The organism is Bradyrhizobium sp. AUGA SZCCT0160 (genome assembly GCF_018130105.1).
In the GTDB taxonomy this organism is placed as follows: domain Bacteria; phylum Pseudomonadota; class Alphaproteobacteria; order Rhizobiales; family Xanthobacteraceae; genus Bradyrhizobium.
The window spans coordinates 60,514-75,440 of the sequence record NZ_JAFCMD010000023.1 but is presented as its reverse complement, the minus strand read 5'-3'; the positions used below and the strand labels follow the sequence as shown (position 1 = coordinate 75,440).

General features: G+C 63.3%; 14 protein-coding genes. 8 read left to right on the top strand and 6 right to left on the bottom strand.

What is annotated here, in order from left to right:
- Positions 1-16 precede the first annotated feature (16 nt).
- Positions 17-916 (bottom strand): DUF2147 domain-containing protein, encoded by a 900-nt coding sequence (locus JQ558_RS29595; protein WP_212295978.1) that lies wholly within the window; start codon positions 914-916, stop codon positions 17-19.
- A 168-nt stretch (positions 917-1,084) separates the two neighbouring features.
- On the opposite strand from JQ558_RS29595, the gene JQ558_RS29590 reads away from it, so the two are divergent.
- Entirely contained in the window at positions 1,085-1,921 is an 837-nt protein-coding gene (locus JQ558_RS29590) for a DUF2147 domain-containing protein (protein WP_212295977.1), read from the top strand.
- 245 nt (positions 1,922-2,166) lie between these two features.
- Positions 2,167-2,487: a hypothetical protein gene (locus tag JQ558_RS29585; RefSeq protein ID WP_212211650.1), complete on the top strand. Its 321-nt coding sequence runs from the start codon at positions 2,167-2,169 to the stop codon at positions 2,485-2,487.
- A gap of 99 nt (positions 2,488-2,586) precedes the next feature.
- Here JQ558_RS29585 and JQ558_RS29580 read toward each other — a convergent pair whose 3' ends face one another.
- Together JQ558_RS29580 and asd are read right to left on the bottom strand one after the other, a co-directional pair.
- On the bottom strand, positions 2,587-3,123 hold the full coding sequence (locus JQ558_RS29580; RefSeq protein WP_212295976.1) for an NUDIX hydrolase: 537 nt from the start codon (positions 3,121-3,123) through the stop codon (positions 2,587-2,589).
- A gap of 85 nt (positions 3,124-3,208) precedes the next feature.
- Positions 3,209-4,078 (bottom strand): archaetidylserine decarboxylase, encoded by an 870-nt coding sequence (gene asd / locus JQ558_RS29575; RefSeq protein ID WP_212295975.1) that lies wholly within the window; start codon positions 4,076-4,078, stop codon positions 3,209-3,211.
- A gap of 34 nt (positions 4,079-4,112) precedes the next feature.
- Here asd and JQ558_RS29570 point away from each other — a divergent pair, with 34 nt between their 5' ends.
- A complete protein-coding gene (locus JQ558_RS29570) occupies positions 4,113-5,777 on the top strand; it encodes an aminotransferase class III-fold pyridoxal phosphate-dependent enzyme (protein WP_212295974.1) in 1,665 nt (554 codons plus the stop codon).
- A gap of 201 nt (positions 5,778-5,978) precedes the next feature.
- Here the strand turns inward: JQ558_RS29570 and JQ558_RS29565 are convergent, their stop codons facing one another.
- From JQ558_RS29565 to JQ558_RS29555, 3 genes are all read right to left on the bottom strand, one after another.
- On the bottom strand, positions 5,979-6,596 hold the full coding sequence (locus JQ558_RS29565) for a hypothetical protein (protein WP_212211659.1): 618 nt from the start codon (positions 6,594-6,596) through the stop codon (positions 5,979-5,981).
- 93 nt (positions 6,597-6,689) lie between these two features.
- Complete coding sequence (locus tag JQ558_RS29560) at positions 6,690-7,379, bottom strand: class I SAM-dependent methyltransferase (RefSeq protein ID WP_212295973.1); 690 nt, start codon at positions 7,377-7,379, stop codon at positions 6,690-6,692.
- A 37-nt stretch (positions 7,380-7,416) separates the two neighbouring features.
- Positions 7,417-8,472 (bottom strand): glycosyltransferase family 1 protein, encoded by a 1,056-nt coding sequence (locus tag JQ558_RS29555; RefSeq protein WP_212295972.1) that lies wholly within the window; start codon positions 8,470-8,472, stop codon positions 7,417-7,419.
- Between the two features lie 135 nt (positions 8,473-8,607).
- Here JQ558_RS29555 and JQ558_RS29550 point away from each other — a divergent pair, with 135 nt between their 5' ends.
- The 5 genes from JQ558_RS29550 (at position 8,608) to JQ558_RS29530 (ending at position 14,872) form a co-directional block, all read left to right on the top strand.
- Positions 8,608-10,008, top strand: a complete 1,401-nt coding sequence (locus JQ558_RS29550; protein ID WP_212295971.1) for a TAXI family TRAP transporter solute-binding subunit — start codon at positions 8,608-8,610, stop codon at positions 10,006-10,008.
- Between the two features lie 227 nt (positions 10,009-10,235).
- On the top strand, positions 10,236-10,919 hold the full coding sequence (locus tag JQ558_RS29545; protein ID WP_212295970.1) for a L,D-transpeptidase: 684 nt from the start codon (positions 10,236-10,238) through the stop codon (positions 10,917-10,919).
- A 229-nt stretch (positions 10,920-11,148) separates the two neighbouring features.
- Positions 11,149-12,126 (top strand): tripartite tricarboxylate transporter substrate binding protein, encoded by a 978-nt coding sequence (locus JQ558_RS29540; RefSeq protein ID WP_212296008.1) that lies wholly within the window; start codon positions 11,149-11,151, stop codon positions 12,124-12,126.
- A gap of 323 nt (positions 12,127-12,449) precedes the next feature.
- Positions 12,450-12,815: a GYD domain-containing protein gene (locus JQ558_RS29535; protein ID WP_249119512.1), complete on the top strand. Its 366-nt coding sequence runs from the start codon at positions 12,450-12,452 to the stop codon at positions 12,813-12,815.
- 338 nt (positions 12,816-13,153) lie between these two features.
- Complete coding sequence (locus tag JQ558_RS29530; RefSeq protein WP_212295969.1) at positions 13,154-14,872, top strand: amidohydrolase family protein; 1,719 nt, start codon at positions 13,154-13,156, stop codon at positions 14,870-14,872.
- Positions 14,873-14,927: the final 55 nt, after the last annotated feature.

The following is a 14,927-nucleotide window of genomic DNA, read 5'->3' as shown; positions in this document are numbered from 1 at the left end:
TTTTCATGCGTGATGATTACGACCGCGGCTCCACAAGAGTCTGCCGCGACGACATCAGGCTTTCGTTCCCTGTCGTAATCCGGCGCCAGTTGTTGCCGGAGCAGTAGAAGCGGCCGAGCGCGCAGGCTTCGACGCGCAGCGTGTTCTGGCCTTTCAGATCCATCGTGCCGTAATAGATGTCGCCGCTGGCCTGGCTGTAGACGCTGCCGGTCCACTGCTTCTCGCTCTTCGGCTTCATGTTGATCAGGACGGCCTCACCCTTATCGTTGGAGGACGAATTGAGCACGTAGCCGCACAGCGCGTTGCCGCATTTGGCGATACGTACCGATCCCTTGCCTTCGGTCTGCCAATCTCCAACAGGCGTGTCGGCATCGTCGGCGAGATCATGCGAGACACGCGAAATCTGTGGCACGGCCACCGGCGCCGGCTCGGCCGGCTTCGCAACCGGTGGCGCAGGCGGCGGTGGCGGCGGTGGTGGTGCAGGCGGAACAGCGAGTGTTGCCGGCGGAGCGGGCGGCTGCGGCGCGGGCACGTTTTGCGTCGCGGCGGCGGCCGGCCTGTAGACGGCCGGCGGCGGAGCGGCAACGGATTGAACTGACGGCGGAGCTGCCGCCGGTGCGGTTGGTAATGTCCTCGTTGACTCGCTGATCCTGCGATCATCGCGATGGCGATCATCATCGTTGTAACGATCACGGTCATCATAACGACCTCGGTCGTCATAGCGATCCCGGTCGTTATAACGAATGCGGTTGCGCGAGGTGCCCGAAATCGAAACCGAGGCGCAGGAGGTCGAACGGCAATATCTGGACGCGTCGATCTGGATGCGATGGCCGCCGACCACGAATGAAATCGAGTCGGCCGCATCCGCGGACGGACTGAGCAGCATCAGCGCGGCGAGAAAACAGAAACGCTCCATCGGACCCTCCCCGGGTTGAGCCCAAAAGCTAGGCCGCGGCCGGTTCCCTGGATGTGACTTGAGTCACCTGGGTCCCCCAGTGACCTACGTCACAGAAGGCGCGCGCGGCGGGGCATAGGGTCCGCGCAAGTTCATCGCCAACCAATTCAAGCCGCCCAGGAGGCTCTCATGAAGAAGCTCTACATCCTCGCAGCCCTGCTGTTGGCCACCACCTCGGCCCATGCCGGTGGCATCTCGTTCCAGATCGAAGGCCAGCGCGTCTATATCGAAGCGCCGCGCGGCTGTGCCTCGCTGTCCTGCATCAACATCACGGCGCCCGGTTTCAAGGGCCTCAAGTCCAACCGCCACGATGATGATGACGATGTCGCGCCGCCGCCCGCACGGCCTGAATACAGCGACTCCAAGCGCTATCATGACGACAGGCGCTATCATGGCGATGATTACGCACCGGCGGCCGGCAAGCCCCGTTACAAGGGCGACCAGGCCAAGCGTTACAACGACGATGACTATGCGGCAGCACCTGCACGGCAGGAACGCGCTCCTGCCCCGGCTCCTGATCAGGCGGCGGCACCTGCCCCGGCTTCGGCCCCGACGACCTACGCCGCCGCGCCTCCGCAAGCCGACGTCGCGCCGCCAGGCCCCCTTCCGGCTGCCGAGCCGGCCGCTCCCAGGTACGCTGCGCCTGCTCCGGCTCCGGTTGACGCTGGCCCCGCATTCGATCCGAACTCGCCGATCGGCGTCTGGGCCACCGAAGAGAACAAAGGCAATGTCCGCATCGAGCAGTGCGGCGACAATCTCTGCGGCTACGCCGTCAAGACCGGCGAAAAGATCCTGATCAACATGAGACCGCAGGGCTCGAAGTGGGCCGGCCGGATCAACGATCCCGACAGCGGCCGCAAGTACGACTCGACGATGTCGATGAAGAGCAACGGCTCGCTCCGCGTGCAGGGCTGCGCCTTCGGCGGCATGTTCTGCGGCGGCCAGACCTGGAAGCGCGTGAGCTGATATTTCTTCGAGCTGGACGTGAAAGGGCCTCGTGACACGTCACGGAGCCCTTTTCGCGTTTTCCATCCGTTAACGACTCCTTACTCGCGACCTGCGACGAAACAATTCTCCGCGCGACGAAACCGTTTTGGTCCCGCGACGAAGAAATCCCGAAACCAGGCTCGCGTAGTTCTCTTGCCCAACGAGGCGCCACCCGGCGCGCAACTCGGGCGCACTACTCACCAAACCTGCAAGAGGGACACACCATGGCTTTCGCACGCTCCACCATCCGTAACTGCCAATTGCTGATCGCGGCCACGCTTGCGTTCGGGATGCTGACCACCGTTTCCCAGGCCCATACGCCAGAGCAGGAGCAGATGTGTGCCGGCGACGCGATGCGGCTGTGCGGAGCGGAAATTCCGGATGTCGATCGCGTCACCGCCTGCATGATCCGGCAGCGCGCGTCACTCAGCGACGGCTGCAAGGCCGTGTTCCGTTACGAGCCCCCGGCTGCGACGCCCGTCAGCTACGCGCCGTCGGCCAAGCCGTCGAAGCCGATGAACCTGGCCCCGCACAAACGCGGCTGATCAGCACTCCGTCTGACATGAGAAAGCGCCATGGCCGGCGATGCCGGACGTGGCGCTTGATCGTTCTGTTGGCACAAGGGGCATGACGAGGAGCGGGGATCACGCCGCGCGCCAAAACCAGTCTCGTATCTTCTGCACAAGACTGCGTCGATCGCGAACTTCGCCGATCGCTTCAACTCGCATTCGCTCCGGCGTACGAGCAACCGACGTGCCGCTCTGCGAAATGCCCCCCGCAGACAGCGCTATCGGCCCGACGTTTTCCAGAAACGCGCGCTCATAGCCGCGCGACAGCCGCTCGACCGCATCGGCCAGCGGCAGCCACTCGACCGCCTTGACGTCGCGCATCAGTTTGCGGACCGGCTCGGCGCCCGCCTCCATCCGCCAGAAATGCACGACCTTGGAGCCGCCGCGGGATTCGTAGACCAGCGTGCCCAGGAATTCGTGCACGGCGACGTCGTGCCCGGTCTCCTCATTGACTTCGCGCTCGGCCGCGTCGCGCGGCGTCTCACCGCGATCGAGCTTGCCCTTGGGCAGCACCCATTCGTTGCGCTTGCGCAGGCGCACGATCGCGACCAGCGGCGTCGCCGCCTGCCGCAACACAATGCCTCCCGCCGCCAGCACAGGCGTCCGCGCCATCTTGCTTCCCTGATTTGCGAAAAATCGTGATTCGATCGCAACTATATAGGGAAGCGAGCGCAGGAATCGAGACTAGCGCCACGCTTTAGGCGGCCGGTTTCCGCAGCAGCGCCTCGCCGGCGCGAACGCGCGCGCCGTCTGCGACATTGTCGGCAAACTCAAAATTTTCCGGCGCCAGCACGATGATGGTCGAGCCGTGCTCGAACCAGCCGAGTTCATCGCCCTTGCGCATGCTGGCGGTGCAGGGGAAATTCACCGGCCCCCGGCTCTGCGCGTTCAGCGTCACATCCAGAAAGTGCAGGCGGATGCTGGCGACCAGGATCGCGGCGACCGGCACCAGGGTCAGCGCTTCGCCGGAGGCAAGCCGCGTCTCCAGCACCGCGCGCTCGTTCTTGCAGAACAGCCGCTCCACCCTTTTCAACGCAATCGGATTGACGTTCCAGACGTCGCCGTGGATGAACCTCACCCGCTCGATCGTGGCGTCATAGGGCGCGTGAAAACGATGATACATGCTCGAGGTTAGGCGCAGCGTAAGGTAGCGGCCGTTGCGGTGACGCTCCACCAGCGCGGGATCGCCGAGCAGATCCAGCAGCGAATACGGTGCGCCCTTGATCTGGAACAGTTTTGTGTCCTCGATCCGGCCGAACGCGCCGATGATGCCGTCGGAGGGGCTGGCGACAACGCTCGGATCCGGATCGGCGGGCCGCAGGCCCGGGCGCAACTCGCGGGTAAAGCAATCATGCAGGCTCTTGAACTCGGTCTTCTTCGCCTCCGACAGATCGAGATCGGAGAACAACCGCCAGCAGGCGATCGAGGCATCCCGCACCAGCGGGTTCTCGATCTTGCTGAACCACCCCATGAAACGGGTGATGGCCGCCCGGGGAATCCGGTTGGTGAGCAGGAAATTGAGGTCCTCCTGCTGGGTAAAGGCCGAAATCAGGCCTTTGACTGTCATGAATCTGTTAGCAGGATTAGCTAGCGCTGGTGGCATGGATTCGCCCCTTTCGATTCTGTCGCTGTCCGCCGTTGCGATTGCCGGCGCCGCGGTGACCTTTCCCAAATTGCAGGCGCGGCTGGCGCTGTCGCGCGCCAAACACCGCTCGCTGACCGGACATTCCAAGATGTCCAAGATAGTCGCGCGGTTGATGCCGCATTACGAATTCGATATCGGCGAGTTCTTCCGCTCCGACGGCGCGCCGGCCGATGTCGCGGCGCAGCGCCAGGACGGTTTCTTCCGGCTCGCCGGCGTCTATCAGGGCCGTTACCCCAAGGGACGGCAGATGACCGCCGAGGCGGCCGAGCACATTTCCGATCTGCAATTCACCGAAGCCTACCGGGTGCCGTTCCAGTACAGCCGGCTGGTGCGCGAGCATCTTTCCACCAGCGCCTTCGTGCAGTCCTCTTCCGGCGTCACCGTCACCGATGTCGACGGCAATGTCTCCTACGACCTGACCGGCTCGTACGGCGTCAACATTTTCGGCAACGACTTCTACAAGGACTGCATCACCGAATCGGAAAAGCGCGCGCAGGCGCTCGGACCGGTGCTCGGCCCCTACCATCCCGTTATCACCGACAACGTCAAACGGCTGTGCGAAATTTCTGGCCTCGACGAAGTTTCGTTCCACATGTCCGGCACCGAGGCCGTGATGCAGGCGGTGCGGCTGGCGCGCTACCACACCAGGCGCACGCATCTGGTTCGCTTTGCCGGCGCCTATCACGGCTGGTGGGGCGACGTGCAGCCCGGCGTCGGCAACCCGGTGTCGCCGCACGAGACCTATACGCTCGCCGACATGTCGGAGCGGACGCTGCATGTTTTGAAGACGCGCCGCGACATCGCCTGCGTGCTGGTCAATCCGCTGCAGGCGCTGCACCCGAACGCCAATGCGCCGGGCGATTCCGCGCTGGTCGACAGCTCCCGGTCCGGCAATTTCGACCGCGCCGCCTATACCGAATGGCTGAAGAAGCTGCGCGAAATCTGCACCGAACGCGGCATCGTGCTGATCTTCGACGAGGTCTTTGTCGGCTTCCGCATCGCCGCCGGCGGCGCGCAGGAATATTTCGGCGTCCGCGCCGACATGGTGACCTATGGGAAGAGCCTTGCGGGTGGATTGCCCGTCGGCGTGGTCTGCGGTCGCAAGGACCTGATGCGGCGCTTTCGCGACGATCGCCCCGCCGACATCTGCTTTGCCCGCGGCACCTTCAATTCGCATCCCTACGTCATGACGGCGATGGATGAATTCCTCGGCCGGCTCGCCAGCCCCAATTTCAATTCGGTCTATCACGGGCTCGACGAGACCTGGAACGCCCGCGCCAAGGCGCTCAACGACCGGCTCGTCGCGCACGACCTTCCGGTGCGCGTCAGCAATCTGTCGTCGATCTGGATGGTGCATTATACCGCGCCGTCTCGCTACAACTGGATGCTGCAATACTATCTGCGCGCCGAGGGGCTGGCGCTGAGCTGGGTCGGCACCGGCCGGCTGATCTTCAGCCTGAACTATACCGATGACGATTTTTCCGCGGTCGCCGACCGCTTCGTCAGCGCCACCGAGAAGATGAAGCGTGACGGCTGGTGGTGGCATGATGCCGCGATCACCAACAAGAACATCAAGCGGCAGATCCTCAAAGAGATGTTTGCCAAGAGGTTCGGTCGCTGAGCGCGCCTCTTCTACAATCTTCATAACCTGCCAGCTCTTTCGTCATTGCGAGGAGCGAAGCGACGAAGCAATCCATCTATCCCCGCGCGGAGAGATGGATTGCTTCGCTTCGCTCGCAATGACGATCTCATAACTGGTGCTTAAGACGTGGATGCCCGGGACAAGCCCGGGCATGATGCATTTCGTGACAGGTCAAATCGATCAGGCGTGCTTGACGTGCTTCTCGAGGCCCGGGTCGATCAGCTCGCCCTTCATCAGGGCGATCGGCGCCTTGTAGTAGAGCTTGAGGTCGCTGAACGGGTCGGTCACGATCTTGGTCATCCAGACGAGGCCGGTCTCGACGTCGCGGATGAAGAACAGATGGATGGTGCGGAACAAGAGCCCGCCGATACCGATCGCCAGCCAGATCTTGGCGACCTGGCGCATGAAGTCCGCCGACGTCTCCCACGGCGCGAACATGCCGAGCAGGGTCGGATCGAGATACAGCACCGCCGGCGACAGCGCCCAGATCACCATCAGCACGACCTTGCGCTGCAGATTGTAGCCGACCTTGATCTCTTCCTTGTGCTCGTGGGTGGCGTGGTTGACGTGGTCATACCCTTTGGGCTCGAAGAAGAAATGCCCGGCCTGGCGTGACGTCATCGACACCAGCCAGCCGACCAGCGCCGACACCACGGGATCGATGAAGAGCATGACATAGGCGAACAGAAAGCTCGCCGCGCTGACGAAGTGCAGCGACTGGTTGATGCGGCTGTGGTGATAGTAGCGATGGTCGTCCCAGCGCTGGGTTCGCAGTTCCTGCATGAAGTTCTTGATCATGATGATCTCCCCCAAAATTCTTTCGGGTTAAGGATTAACGGGATTCGATGTCCGGCGTATGACATCATCTAAATGTCATATGAAGTTTCGCGGTTACGCTGCCTTCGCGACGTCGACTTTCCGGAAACGCACGAGCGAGAAGTGACCGAGCGGCGGCACCAGGCGGCGCTCCGCCAGCTCCATGCCGCGCGCGCTGGCCAGCCACTGCGCGTAGCGCGACCAGGCGAACTCGGCGGTGCGGAAACCGAGCGGGCGAACCACCGGCTGCAGGCGCTGCTCGATGAAGCGGCGCATGCCGGCATCGGCGCTGACGCGGGTCAGGATGATCAGTTCACCGCCCGGGCGCAGCACGCGGGCGAATTCGTCGAGCGCCGCTTCAGGGTTCGGAACCGCCGTGACGACATACTGCGCCATCACGACGTCAAAGGAGTTGTCGGGGAATTCGAGTTTCTCGGCGTCCATGACAGCCAGACCCTCGACGTTCTTCAGCTTGAGCTCGTCGACGCGCTTCTTGGCCTTCTGCAGCATCGCTTCCGAAATGTCGGTGCCGAAGATGCGTAAGTGGGCTGCGTATTGCGGCAGCGAGATGCCGGTGCCGACACCAACCTCGAGCACGCGGCCGCCGATCTTGTTGGTGGCCTGAATGGCCGCCTTGCGGCCCTTGCTGAACACGCCGCCGAACACGAGGTCGTATACCGGCGCCCAGCGGTCGTAGGCCTGCTCGACCGTCTCGCGGTCGAAGTCCAACGCCCTGGTGCCGTCAAGCTTGATGATGTCTGCCATGGTCTGCCTTCTCGTCTCTCTTCAAAAGTAGATTGAACTAACCCTGTACGGCGCTGGTGCCGGGGATGCGGCGCGCCGGCAGCGTGGCGCGGCTGGGCTGCAGCGCGGCCAGATTGCCGATGAATTGCCGGGCGCTGTTTTCCCAGGAGCGCCCCAGCGCAAAGTTCCGGCACGCCTCGCGCGACATCGTCAGCGCGCGCAGACAGGCGCTGCGCAAATCCCAGTCCAGCGCACCGATCGGATGATCGGCGATGACGTCCAAAGGCCCGGTGACCGGAAACGCCGCAACCGGCGTGCCGCAAGCGAGCGCCTCCAGCTGCACCACGCCGAACGTGTCGGTGAGGCTCGGAAACACAAATACATCGGCGGCGGCGAGATGCGACCTGAGATCCTCGCCCTTCTTCTCGCCGAGGAAGATCGCGTGCGGATATTTCTGCGCGAGCTGCGCCCGCTGCGGCCCGTCGCCGACCACGACTTTCGTTCCCGGCAGATCGAGCGAGAGAAACGCCTCGAGATTCTTTTCAACGGCAACGCGGCCCATCGTCATGAAGATCGGCCGCGGCAGGTCGATCGTGGCCGGGCTTTCAGGCGAGAACAGATCAGTGTCGACGCCGCGGGTCCAGAAACCAAGCTTGCGAAAACCGCGCTCGCTGAGCTCCTGCCGCAATGAGGCGGTCGCGACCATCGTGGTCGACGCCGCCGCATGAAAATGCCGCAACAAGGCGTAGCCGACGCTGGCCGGGATCATGGTGCGGACCGCGACATATTCCGGGAAGCGCGTGGTGTAGGACGTGGTGAACGCGAGCTTGTGACGGCGGCAATAGCCGCGCACCGCCCAACCGATCGGGCCTTCGGTCGCGATATGGATAGCCTCGGGCGCCGCCGCCTCGATCCGGCGCGCGATCTCGCGGCGGTTCGGCAGCGCGATGCGCAAGCCGGGATAGGTGGGGACGCCGACGGACGGAAATCCGTCCGGGGTCAGGAAGCTGATCTCGGCGTCAAGCTTGGACGCACTGCGCGCCAGCGAGGTTAACGTCCGGACCACACCATTCACCTGCGGATGCCAGGCGTCGGTTGCTATCAATACCCGCATGTCGGGACCCCGGGGTTATCCATGATTCTCACTTCCCGACGTTGGTTCATGGATATTTCAAGCGTATGACGTCATCGATCTGTAAGGATGTTTTTCCCGTCGTCCCGGCGCTTTTTCGTGTAACGTGACAGTACGATGTCAAGCCCGAACGCAAATTCCGCTCCCTCCCGCCCGCGCCGGAAGCGAAAGAACAACTCGCTGCTGCTGCTCGCCGCCGGAATTTTCATTTTCGGCGCCGCCGCCGCCACGCTTTATTATCTGTTGCAGCCGGTCACCTTGCGGATCGCGGTTGGCCCTCCCGGCAGCGACGATCAGAAACTGATCCAGCTGATGGCGCAGACCTTCGCGCGCGACCACGGCGCCGTTCGGTTGTCGCTCGTTTCGACCCCGGGCGCGGTCGAGAGCATCGCGCTGTTCAACACCGGCAAGGCCGACCTTGCGGTGGCGCGCGGCGATCTGAACCTGCCGGCCAACGCCGAGTCGGTCGCCATCCTGCGCAAGAACGTCGTCGTGCTGTGGGCGCCGTCAGGCATCGCGCCGAAGGGCTCGAAGAAAACGCCGGTGGCCAAGATCAAGAGCCTCGACGAACTCGCCGGACATCGCGTCGGCGTGGTCGGACGAACCGAGGCCAACGTCAAGCTGCTGCGCACGATCCTGACCGAGGCCGGCATCAAGGCCGACAAGGTGACGATCACCCAGTTCGGGGTCAATCAGCTCGCCGAGATGGCACGCGACCAGAGCGTCGACGCGTACATGACGGTCGGCCCGCTCAACAGCAGGATCACCGTCGACGCGATCAACGCCACCGCAGCGGTCCGCGGCGAACCGAAATTTCTCCCGATCGAGGTGTCGGAAGCGATTTCGAAGAAGCACCCGGTCTATGAAGCCGAAGAAATTCCCGGCAGCATCTTCGCTTCATCGCCGGCGCGCCCCGAAGACAAGATCGATACCGTCAGCGTCAACCATTTGATCATCGCGCCGAAGTTGCTGTCCGACACCGCGGTCGGCGCGCTCGCCCGCCAGATCTTCACCCACCGCCAGCAGCTCGCGCGCGAATTGCCGATCGCAAGCCAGATCGAGAAGCCGGACACCGACAAGGACGCCGCCTTGCCCGCGCACACCGGCGCCGCCGCCTATATCGACGGCAACGAGCGGACGTTCCTCGAACGAAACAGCGACTACCTCTGGTTCGCGGTCATGGTGCTCTCAGGCATCGGCTCGGCATGGGCCTGGCTGCAGCATTACTGGAAGCGGGACGAACGCGAGCAATATTCCGAGCATCGCGACAATCTGCTCGACCTGATTTCGAAGGCGCGCACCGCCGAAACGCCGGAAGAATTGTTCGAGATGCAGGGCACCGCGGATGCGCTGTTGCGCGAGGCACTCGACTGTCATGAGGACGGTGCGATCGAGGACGGGGAATTAGCCGCCATCGGGCTGGCGCTCGAACAATTCCACCATGCGGTGACCGACCGCCGCGCCACGATCGGCACGGCCGAGCCCGACATGCAGCGGCTGCGGGCGCTGCAGAGCTAAGCAAGAACGGCAGCTTCTTCTCTATTTTTTTAATGCTTTGCGCACGAACCGCGCCCCCGCTGCCGTCCCCAAGCCCTGCGACGAAGCCGTCCTGAAACAATTCCCTAACGCGACGAAACCATTTTGGCGGCATTGTGCAAATGTCCTGAAACGGTTGGCCTGTACTGGTTTGCCTCAACGACGCGCTGGAACTGGCGCGACAGGGCGCAAACTGAAGGGGACGACTGATGTTCAATTCATTCAAACAGAATACCCGCCTCGCCGCCGCCGCTTTCGGCGCCATCGCGATCGGCGCGACCGCATTTTCCGCACCCGCCGCCGCAGCCCCGCTGCCGCTGTTTCCCTTCTTCATGGCGCCCCCGGTCGAAGCCGCTCCGCCGCCGGTCGCGGTTGCTCCCTCGCAGGACGAAGAGCGCTTCGAGCTGCCCGCCCGCCTGCGCCGCCAGGTCGTGAACTACAACACCCGCGAAGCTCCGGGCACCATCATCATCGACACCCCCAACACCTATCTCTATCTGGTGATGGGCAACGGCCAGGCGATGCGCTACGGCATCGGCATCGGCCGCGACGGCTTCACCTGGTCCGGCACGCAGACGATCACCAAGAAGGCGGAATGGCCGGCATGGACCCCGCCCCCGGAAATGATCGCCCGCCAGCCCTACCTGCCGCGCCACATGACCGGTGGCCCGGGTAACCCGCTCGGCGCCCGCGCGATGTATCTCGGCGGCACCATCTATCGCATCCACGGCACCAATGCTCCCGAGACGATCGGCACCCGCGTTTCCTCAGGTTGCCTGCGCCTCACCAATGAAGACGTCAGCGACCTCTATTCGCGCGTCAGCGTCGGCACCAAGGTGATCGTGCTGCCGATGACGGATCGCCGCGCCGACCTCGGCCGCGCCATCCGCTAAGACTCAAACTTCGAAATCCAAAAACGGCTCCGGCATTCGCGGGGCCGTTTTTGCGTTGCGCAGTTCGCTGCTGCAGGCACCATTCCCCAAAAACATCTTCGCGCACGGCCGAAGTGCGTTATGTTGCTTAGAACTCGGCAATCAAGAGCAACGACGCCGTCGGCCGGCACAATGTGCTCGGCGGTCAAAAAAGGCGGAACAACGCCGCCGTCGATTGCAGGGAGGATTCATGAAGCTTCAGCGCCGTCGATTTTTGAATCTGGCAGCAGGTGCTGCCGCGTTCCCGGCCGCTTCGCGGATAGCGCGGGCTCAGACCTATCCGTCGCGGCCGGTTCGGATCATCGCCGGGTTCGCTGCCGGCGGCATCGTTGACATCCTGGCGCGCATCATTGGCCAGGCCTTGTCGGAGCGCCTCGGGCAACGATTCATCGTTGAGAACCGTCTGGGCGCCGGCAGCAACATCGCCACCGAAGCGGTGGTTCGCGCATCACCCGATGGCCACACGCTGCTCCTGATCAGCGTCGGGAATGCAATCAGCCCGGCGCTTTACGGCAATCTCAGTTTCAATTTCATCCGCGACATCTCGCCGGTCGCGGCCATCATGCGTGTTCCGAATGTCATGGAGGTAACTCCATCACTCCCGGTCGAGACCGTTCCTGAGCTTATTGCCTATGCCAAGGCCAATCCCGGCAGCATCAGCTACGGCTCGGCCGGCATCGGAACCTCCGTCCATGTCTGCGCCGAGTTGTTCAAGCAAATGACCGGCGTCGACATGGTGCATGTGCCGTATCGCGGCATGCCGGGCGTGCTGACCGACCTGCTGAGTGGCCGAATACAGGTCGCCTTCGATAACGTCTCCAATTCGATCGAACACATCAGGGCTGGCCGACTGCGGGCATTGGCGGTCACAACCGCAACACGCTGGCATGGCTTGCCTGACATCCCGACGGTAGGCGACAGCGTGCCGGGCTTCGAGGCGAGTGCGTTTTTCGGCGTTGGCGCCCCGAAGGACACGCCAGCCGAAATTGTTGGCCTGCTCAACAAGGAAATCAACGCGATCCTCGCCAGTCCTGTGGCAAGGGCGCGGCTTACCGATCTCGGCGGCACGATGCTTTCAGGCTCGTCTGCCGACTTCGGCACGTTCATCGCCGATGAAACCGAGAAGTGGGGCAAGGTGATCCGCACGGCAAACATCAAGGCGGAATGACTCAGTCGGCACTTCGCCAGCGATTCCATAAGCTCAGCGCGTTGGCGATTTTCACCGCGTGCTTCTTCCTGCGCCGAACCGATCCTTCGACGCTAGAGGGATCGTCGGCTTCGCTTTAGGATTAAGCCGGACGGTCTCGGCCCAAGCGCTCTTCCGCATGGCGCGCGATTGATGTAGGTTAACCGGCAGCCGCAAGCGGGCAGTGCCGAAGGCCCGTTGGAGTGCTAGCGGTATTTTTGCCCACGGCGGGCTTGCAATGTTCATCTCACGTTTTGGGGGGCCGATCCGTTTTCAATGGAGCCGGCAGGGAGGCGTGCGCCTCGTTGATCAAACACACCCAACAGGAGGACATCATGCATTTTTGTATGACGGCACAATATACGCCTCAAGCTCTCAACAAGATCTTGGAAAATCCCAAGACCAATCGCCAGGAAGCGGCGAAAAAGCTGATCGAAGCAGCTGGTGGCAAATTGCTTTCGATGTACAGCACCGCGGCCGATGGACCCGGCGTTCTGGTAATCTTCGATGTACCTGACCCCAATGCAGCACCGGCCATTTCGGGCACGGTGGTGGCATCCGGAGCCATCCACAATGTAACCCTGACTCGGTTGTGGACGCAGGATGAAATCATGCTGGTTCGCCAGAAGGCGGTCCAGCTTCGTGGCTCATACACACCGCCCGGCGGCTAGTCCGAAAGGTGGAGTGAGCCCAACGGGCGTGCGCAAAGCGCGGCCCGTTGGGCGCCGCTCGTAACTCTATCCTGCGCCCGACGAACTATCGTCGTCCGCGATCGATGTGCGGGGATTTTGGTGCAGATGATCGCGCGGAGTCTTCGCGGAGCCTTGGCTGACCCTTGGCGAAAGCCGGACGCCAGCGAGCCGCCACCCAATCCAGCCTCACGGACAGGATCAACCTCAGCATTGCTGAGGCCTTCGTCAACGACGGCTCGCTGACTTCGAGTGAATCTACACACCCGTCGCCACCAGCGCAAATCCTCGTGCCAGGTCCGGCCTGTCCAATGTGAATTTTGCATTGGATCGGTCAGATCGCGCCAACTAGTATCCCGCCGGACATCACGAACAATTCCCAAGACTTGGCGGCAACGACGATGACGCTCCTCGCCGCGCTGTTCCAGGACGCCGTCCGCCTGCGGAGATTGCCAATGAAATGCACGCCTGCCCTGCTTGCCGCCGTGTGCGCCGGATTCATCGCGAACGTCGGCGCAGCCGTCGCACAGACTGCCGATCTCGCCATCCGGGGTGGCACCATCTACACCGGTGGCGACGAAGCCCCGCTTGTCGGCGACATCGCGGTCACCGCGGACAAGATCGTCTATGTCGGCCCTTCCGCCGGCGCACCTGCCGCAACAGCGAACATCGCCGGGCAGGGCATGATCGTGGCGCCCGGATTCATTGACGTTCATACCCACCCGGAGAGCTTCATCCGCTCGCCCGATGCGGCCAAGCGCCTGAACGCGCCGTGGCAGATGCAGGGTGTCTCGACCATCTTCATCGGCGTCGACGGCAGGGGCGATCCGGCGGTAGCCGCCGATCACGCCCGGCTGGAAGCGGAGAAGATCGGCACCAACATCGCCAGCTATGTCGGGTTCGGCGCGGTGCGCGAGGCGGTGCTCGGCCATAATGCTCGCGCGCCCACCCCACCGGAACTGGAGCGCATGAAGGAACTCGTCGCCAAGGGCATGTGCGAGGGGGCGATCGGGCTTTCCGCCGGGCTGTTCTACGCCCCGCAGAGTTTCGCCAAGACTGACGAGGTGGTGGCCCTGGCCAGGGAGGCCGCCCGGCGCGGCGGCATCTATGACACCCATCAGCGCGACGAGAGCTCCTACTCCATCGGCCTGATGAACTCGGCCAGGGAGGTTTTGCAGATCGGCCGCGAAGCTGAGATCCCAGTCCACTTCGCGCATCTGAAAGCGCTCGGCGTCGATCTGCAGGGACAGGTGCCGGATGTGATCCGGTTGATCGAGGCGGCGAGAGCGACCGGCCAGCGGGTGACGGCCGACCAGTATCCATGGCTGGCGTCGAGCACCAGCCTCGACGCTGCGCTCGTGCCGCGCTGGGCGGTCGACGGTGGCTATCCGGCCATGATCCAGCGCTTCGATGATCCGGCGGCGATGGTCAGGATACGCGTTGAGATGATCGAGAACCTGCGACGCCGCGGCGGCGCCGAATCTATCCTGCTGACCAGCGTTGAGCGGCCATGGACTGGCAAGCGGCTTTCGGAGATGGCGGAAACATGGAAGGTCGAACCGGTCGACGCCGCGGTGCGGATTCTCCGCGCCAATGTCAAGGACTCGATCGCCTCGTTCAACATGATCGACAGCGACGTCGACCTCGTCATGAAGCAGCCGTGGGTGGTCACCGGTTCTGACGGCACCGATGGCCATCCCCGCCAATATGCGACCTTTCCGCAAAAATATGCGGTCTATGTCCAGGAGAGGCACGTCATCGACCTGAAGACGTTCATCCGCCAGTCCACCGGCCTGTCGGCCGACATTTTCAAGCTCGACCGGCGCGGTTATTTGAGGCCCGGCTATTTTGCCGACGTCGTGGTGTTCGACCCTGCCCGCTACGCCCCCAGGGCGGACTATGTGCGCCCTCGCGAACTGAGCGTCGGCGTGCAGACACTATTGGTCAATGGGGCGGCCTCCGTTCTGGACGGCAAACTGACCGCCGTAGCTGCCGGCCGCGCGCTCAAGCACACGCCGCCAGCTGGAACCTGCCCTTGAGAACCGACGGTGCCGCGGGCTGGCCGAACAGCAACGGGCTCGCCAGGCGCCGGCG

Excerpts from the sequence above, each read along its gene's own strand:
- JQ558_RS29595 (WP_212295978.1), bottom strand. The coding sequence starts at position 916 with ATGGAGCGTTTCTGTTTTCTCGCCGCGCTGATGCTGCTCAGTCCGTCC.
- JQ558_RS29590 (WP_212295977.1), top strand. The coding sequence starts at position 1,085 with ATGAAGAAGCTCTACATCCTCGCAGCCCTGCTGTTGGCCACCACCTCG.
- JQ558_RS29585 (WP_212211650.1), top strand. The coding sequence starts at position 2,167 with ATGGCTTTCGCACGCTCCACCATCCGTAACTGCCAATTGCTGATCGCG.
- JQ558_RS29580 (WP_212295976.1), bottom strand. The coding sequence starts at position 3,123 with ATGGCGCGGACGCCTGTGCTGGCGGCGGGAGGCATTGTGTTGCGGCAG.
- asd (WP_212295975.1), bottom strand. The coding sequence starts at position 4,078 with ATGACAGTCAAAGGCCTGATTTCGGCCTTTACCCAGCAGGAGGACCTC.
- JQ558_RS29570 (WP_212295974.1), top strand. The coding sequence starts at position 4,113 with ATGGATTCGCCCCTTTCGATTCTGTCGCTGTCCGCCGTTGCGATTGCC.
- JQ558_RS29565 (WP_212211659.1), bottom strand. The coding sequence starts at position 6,596 with ATGATCAAGAACTTCATGCAGGAACTGCGAACCCAGCGCTGGGACGAC.
- JQ558_RS29560 (WP_212295973.1), bottom strand. The coding sequence starts at position 7,379 with ATGGCAGACATCATCAAGCTTGACGGCACCAGGGCGTTGGACTTCGAC.
- JQ558_RS29555 (WP_212295972.1), bottom strand. The coding sequence starts at position 8,472 with ATGCGGGTATTGATAGCAACCGACGCCTGGCATCCGCAGGTGAATGGT.
- JQ558_RS29550 (WP_212295971.1), top strand. The coding sequence starts at position 8,608 with ATGTCAAGCCCGAACGCAAATTCCGCTCCCTCCCGCCCGCGCCGGAAG.
- JQ558_RS29545 (WP_212295970.1), top strand. The coding sequence starts at position 10,236 with ATGTTCAATTCATTCAAACAGAATACCCGCCTCGCCGCCGCCGCTTTC.
- JQ558_RS29540 (WP_212296008.1), top strand. The coding sequence starts at position 11,149 with ATGAAGCTTCAGCGCCGTCGATTTTTGAATCTGGCAGCAGGTGCTGCC.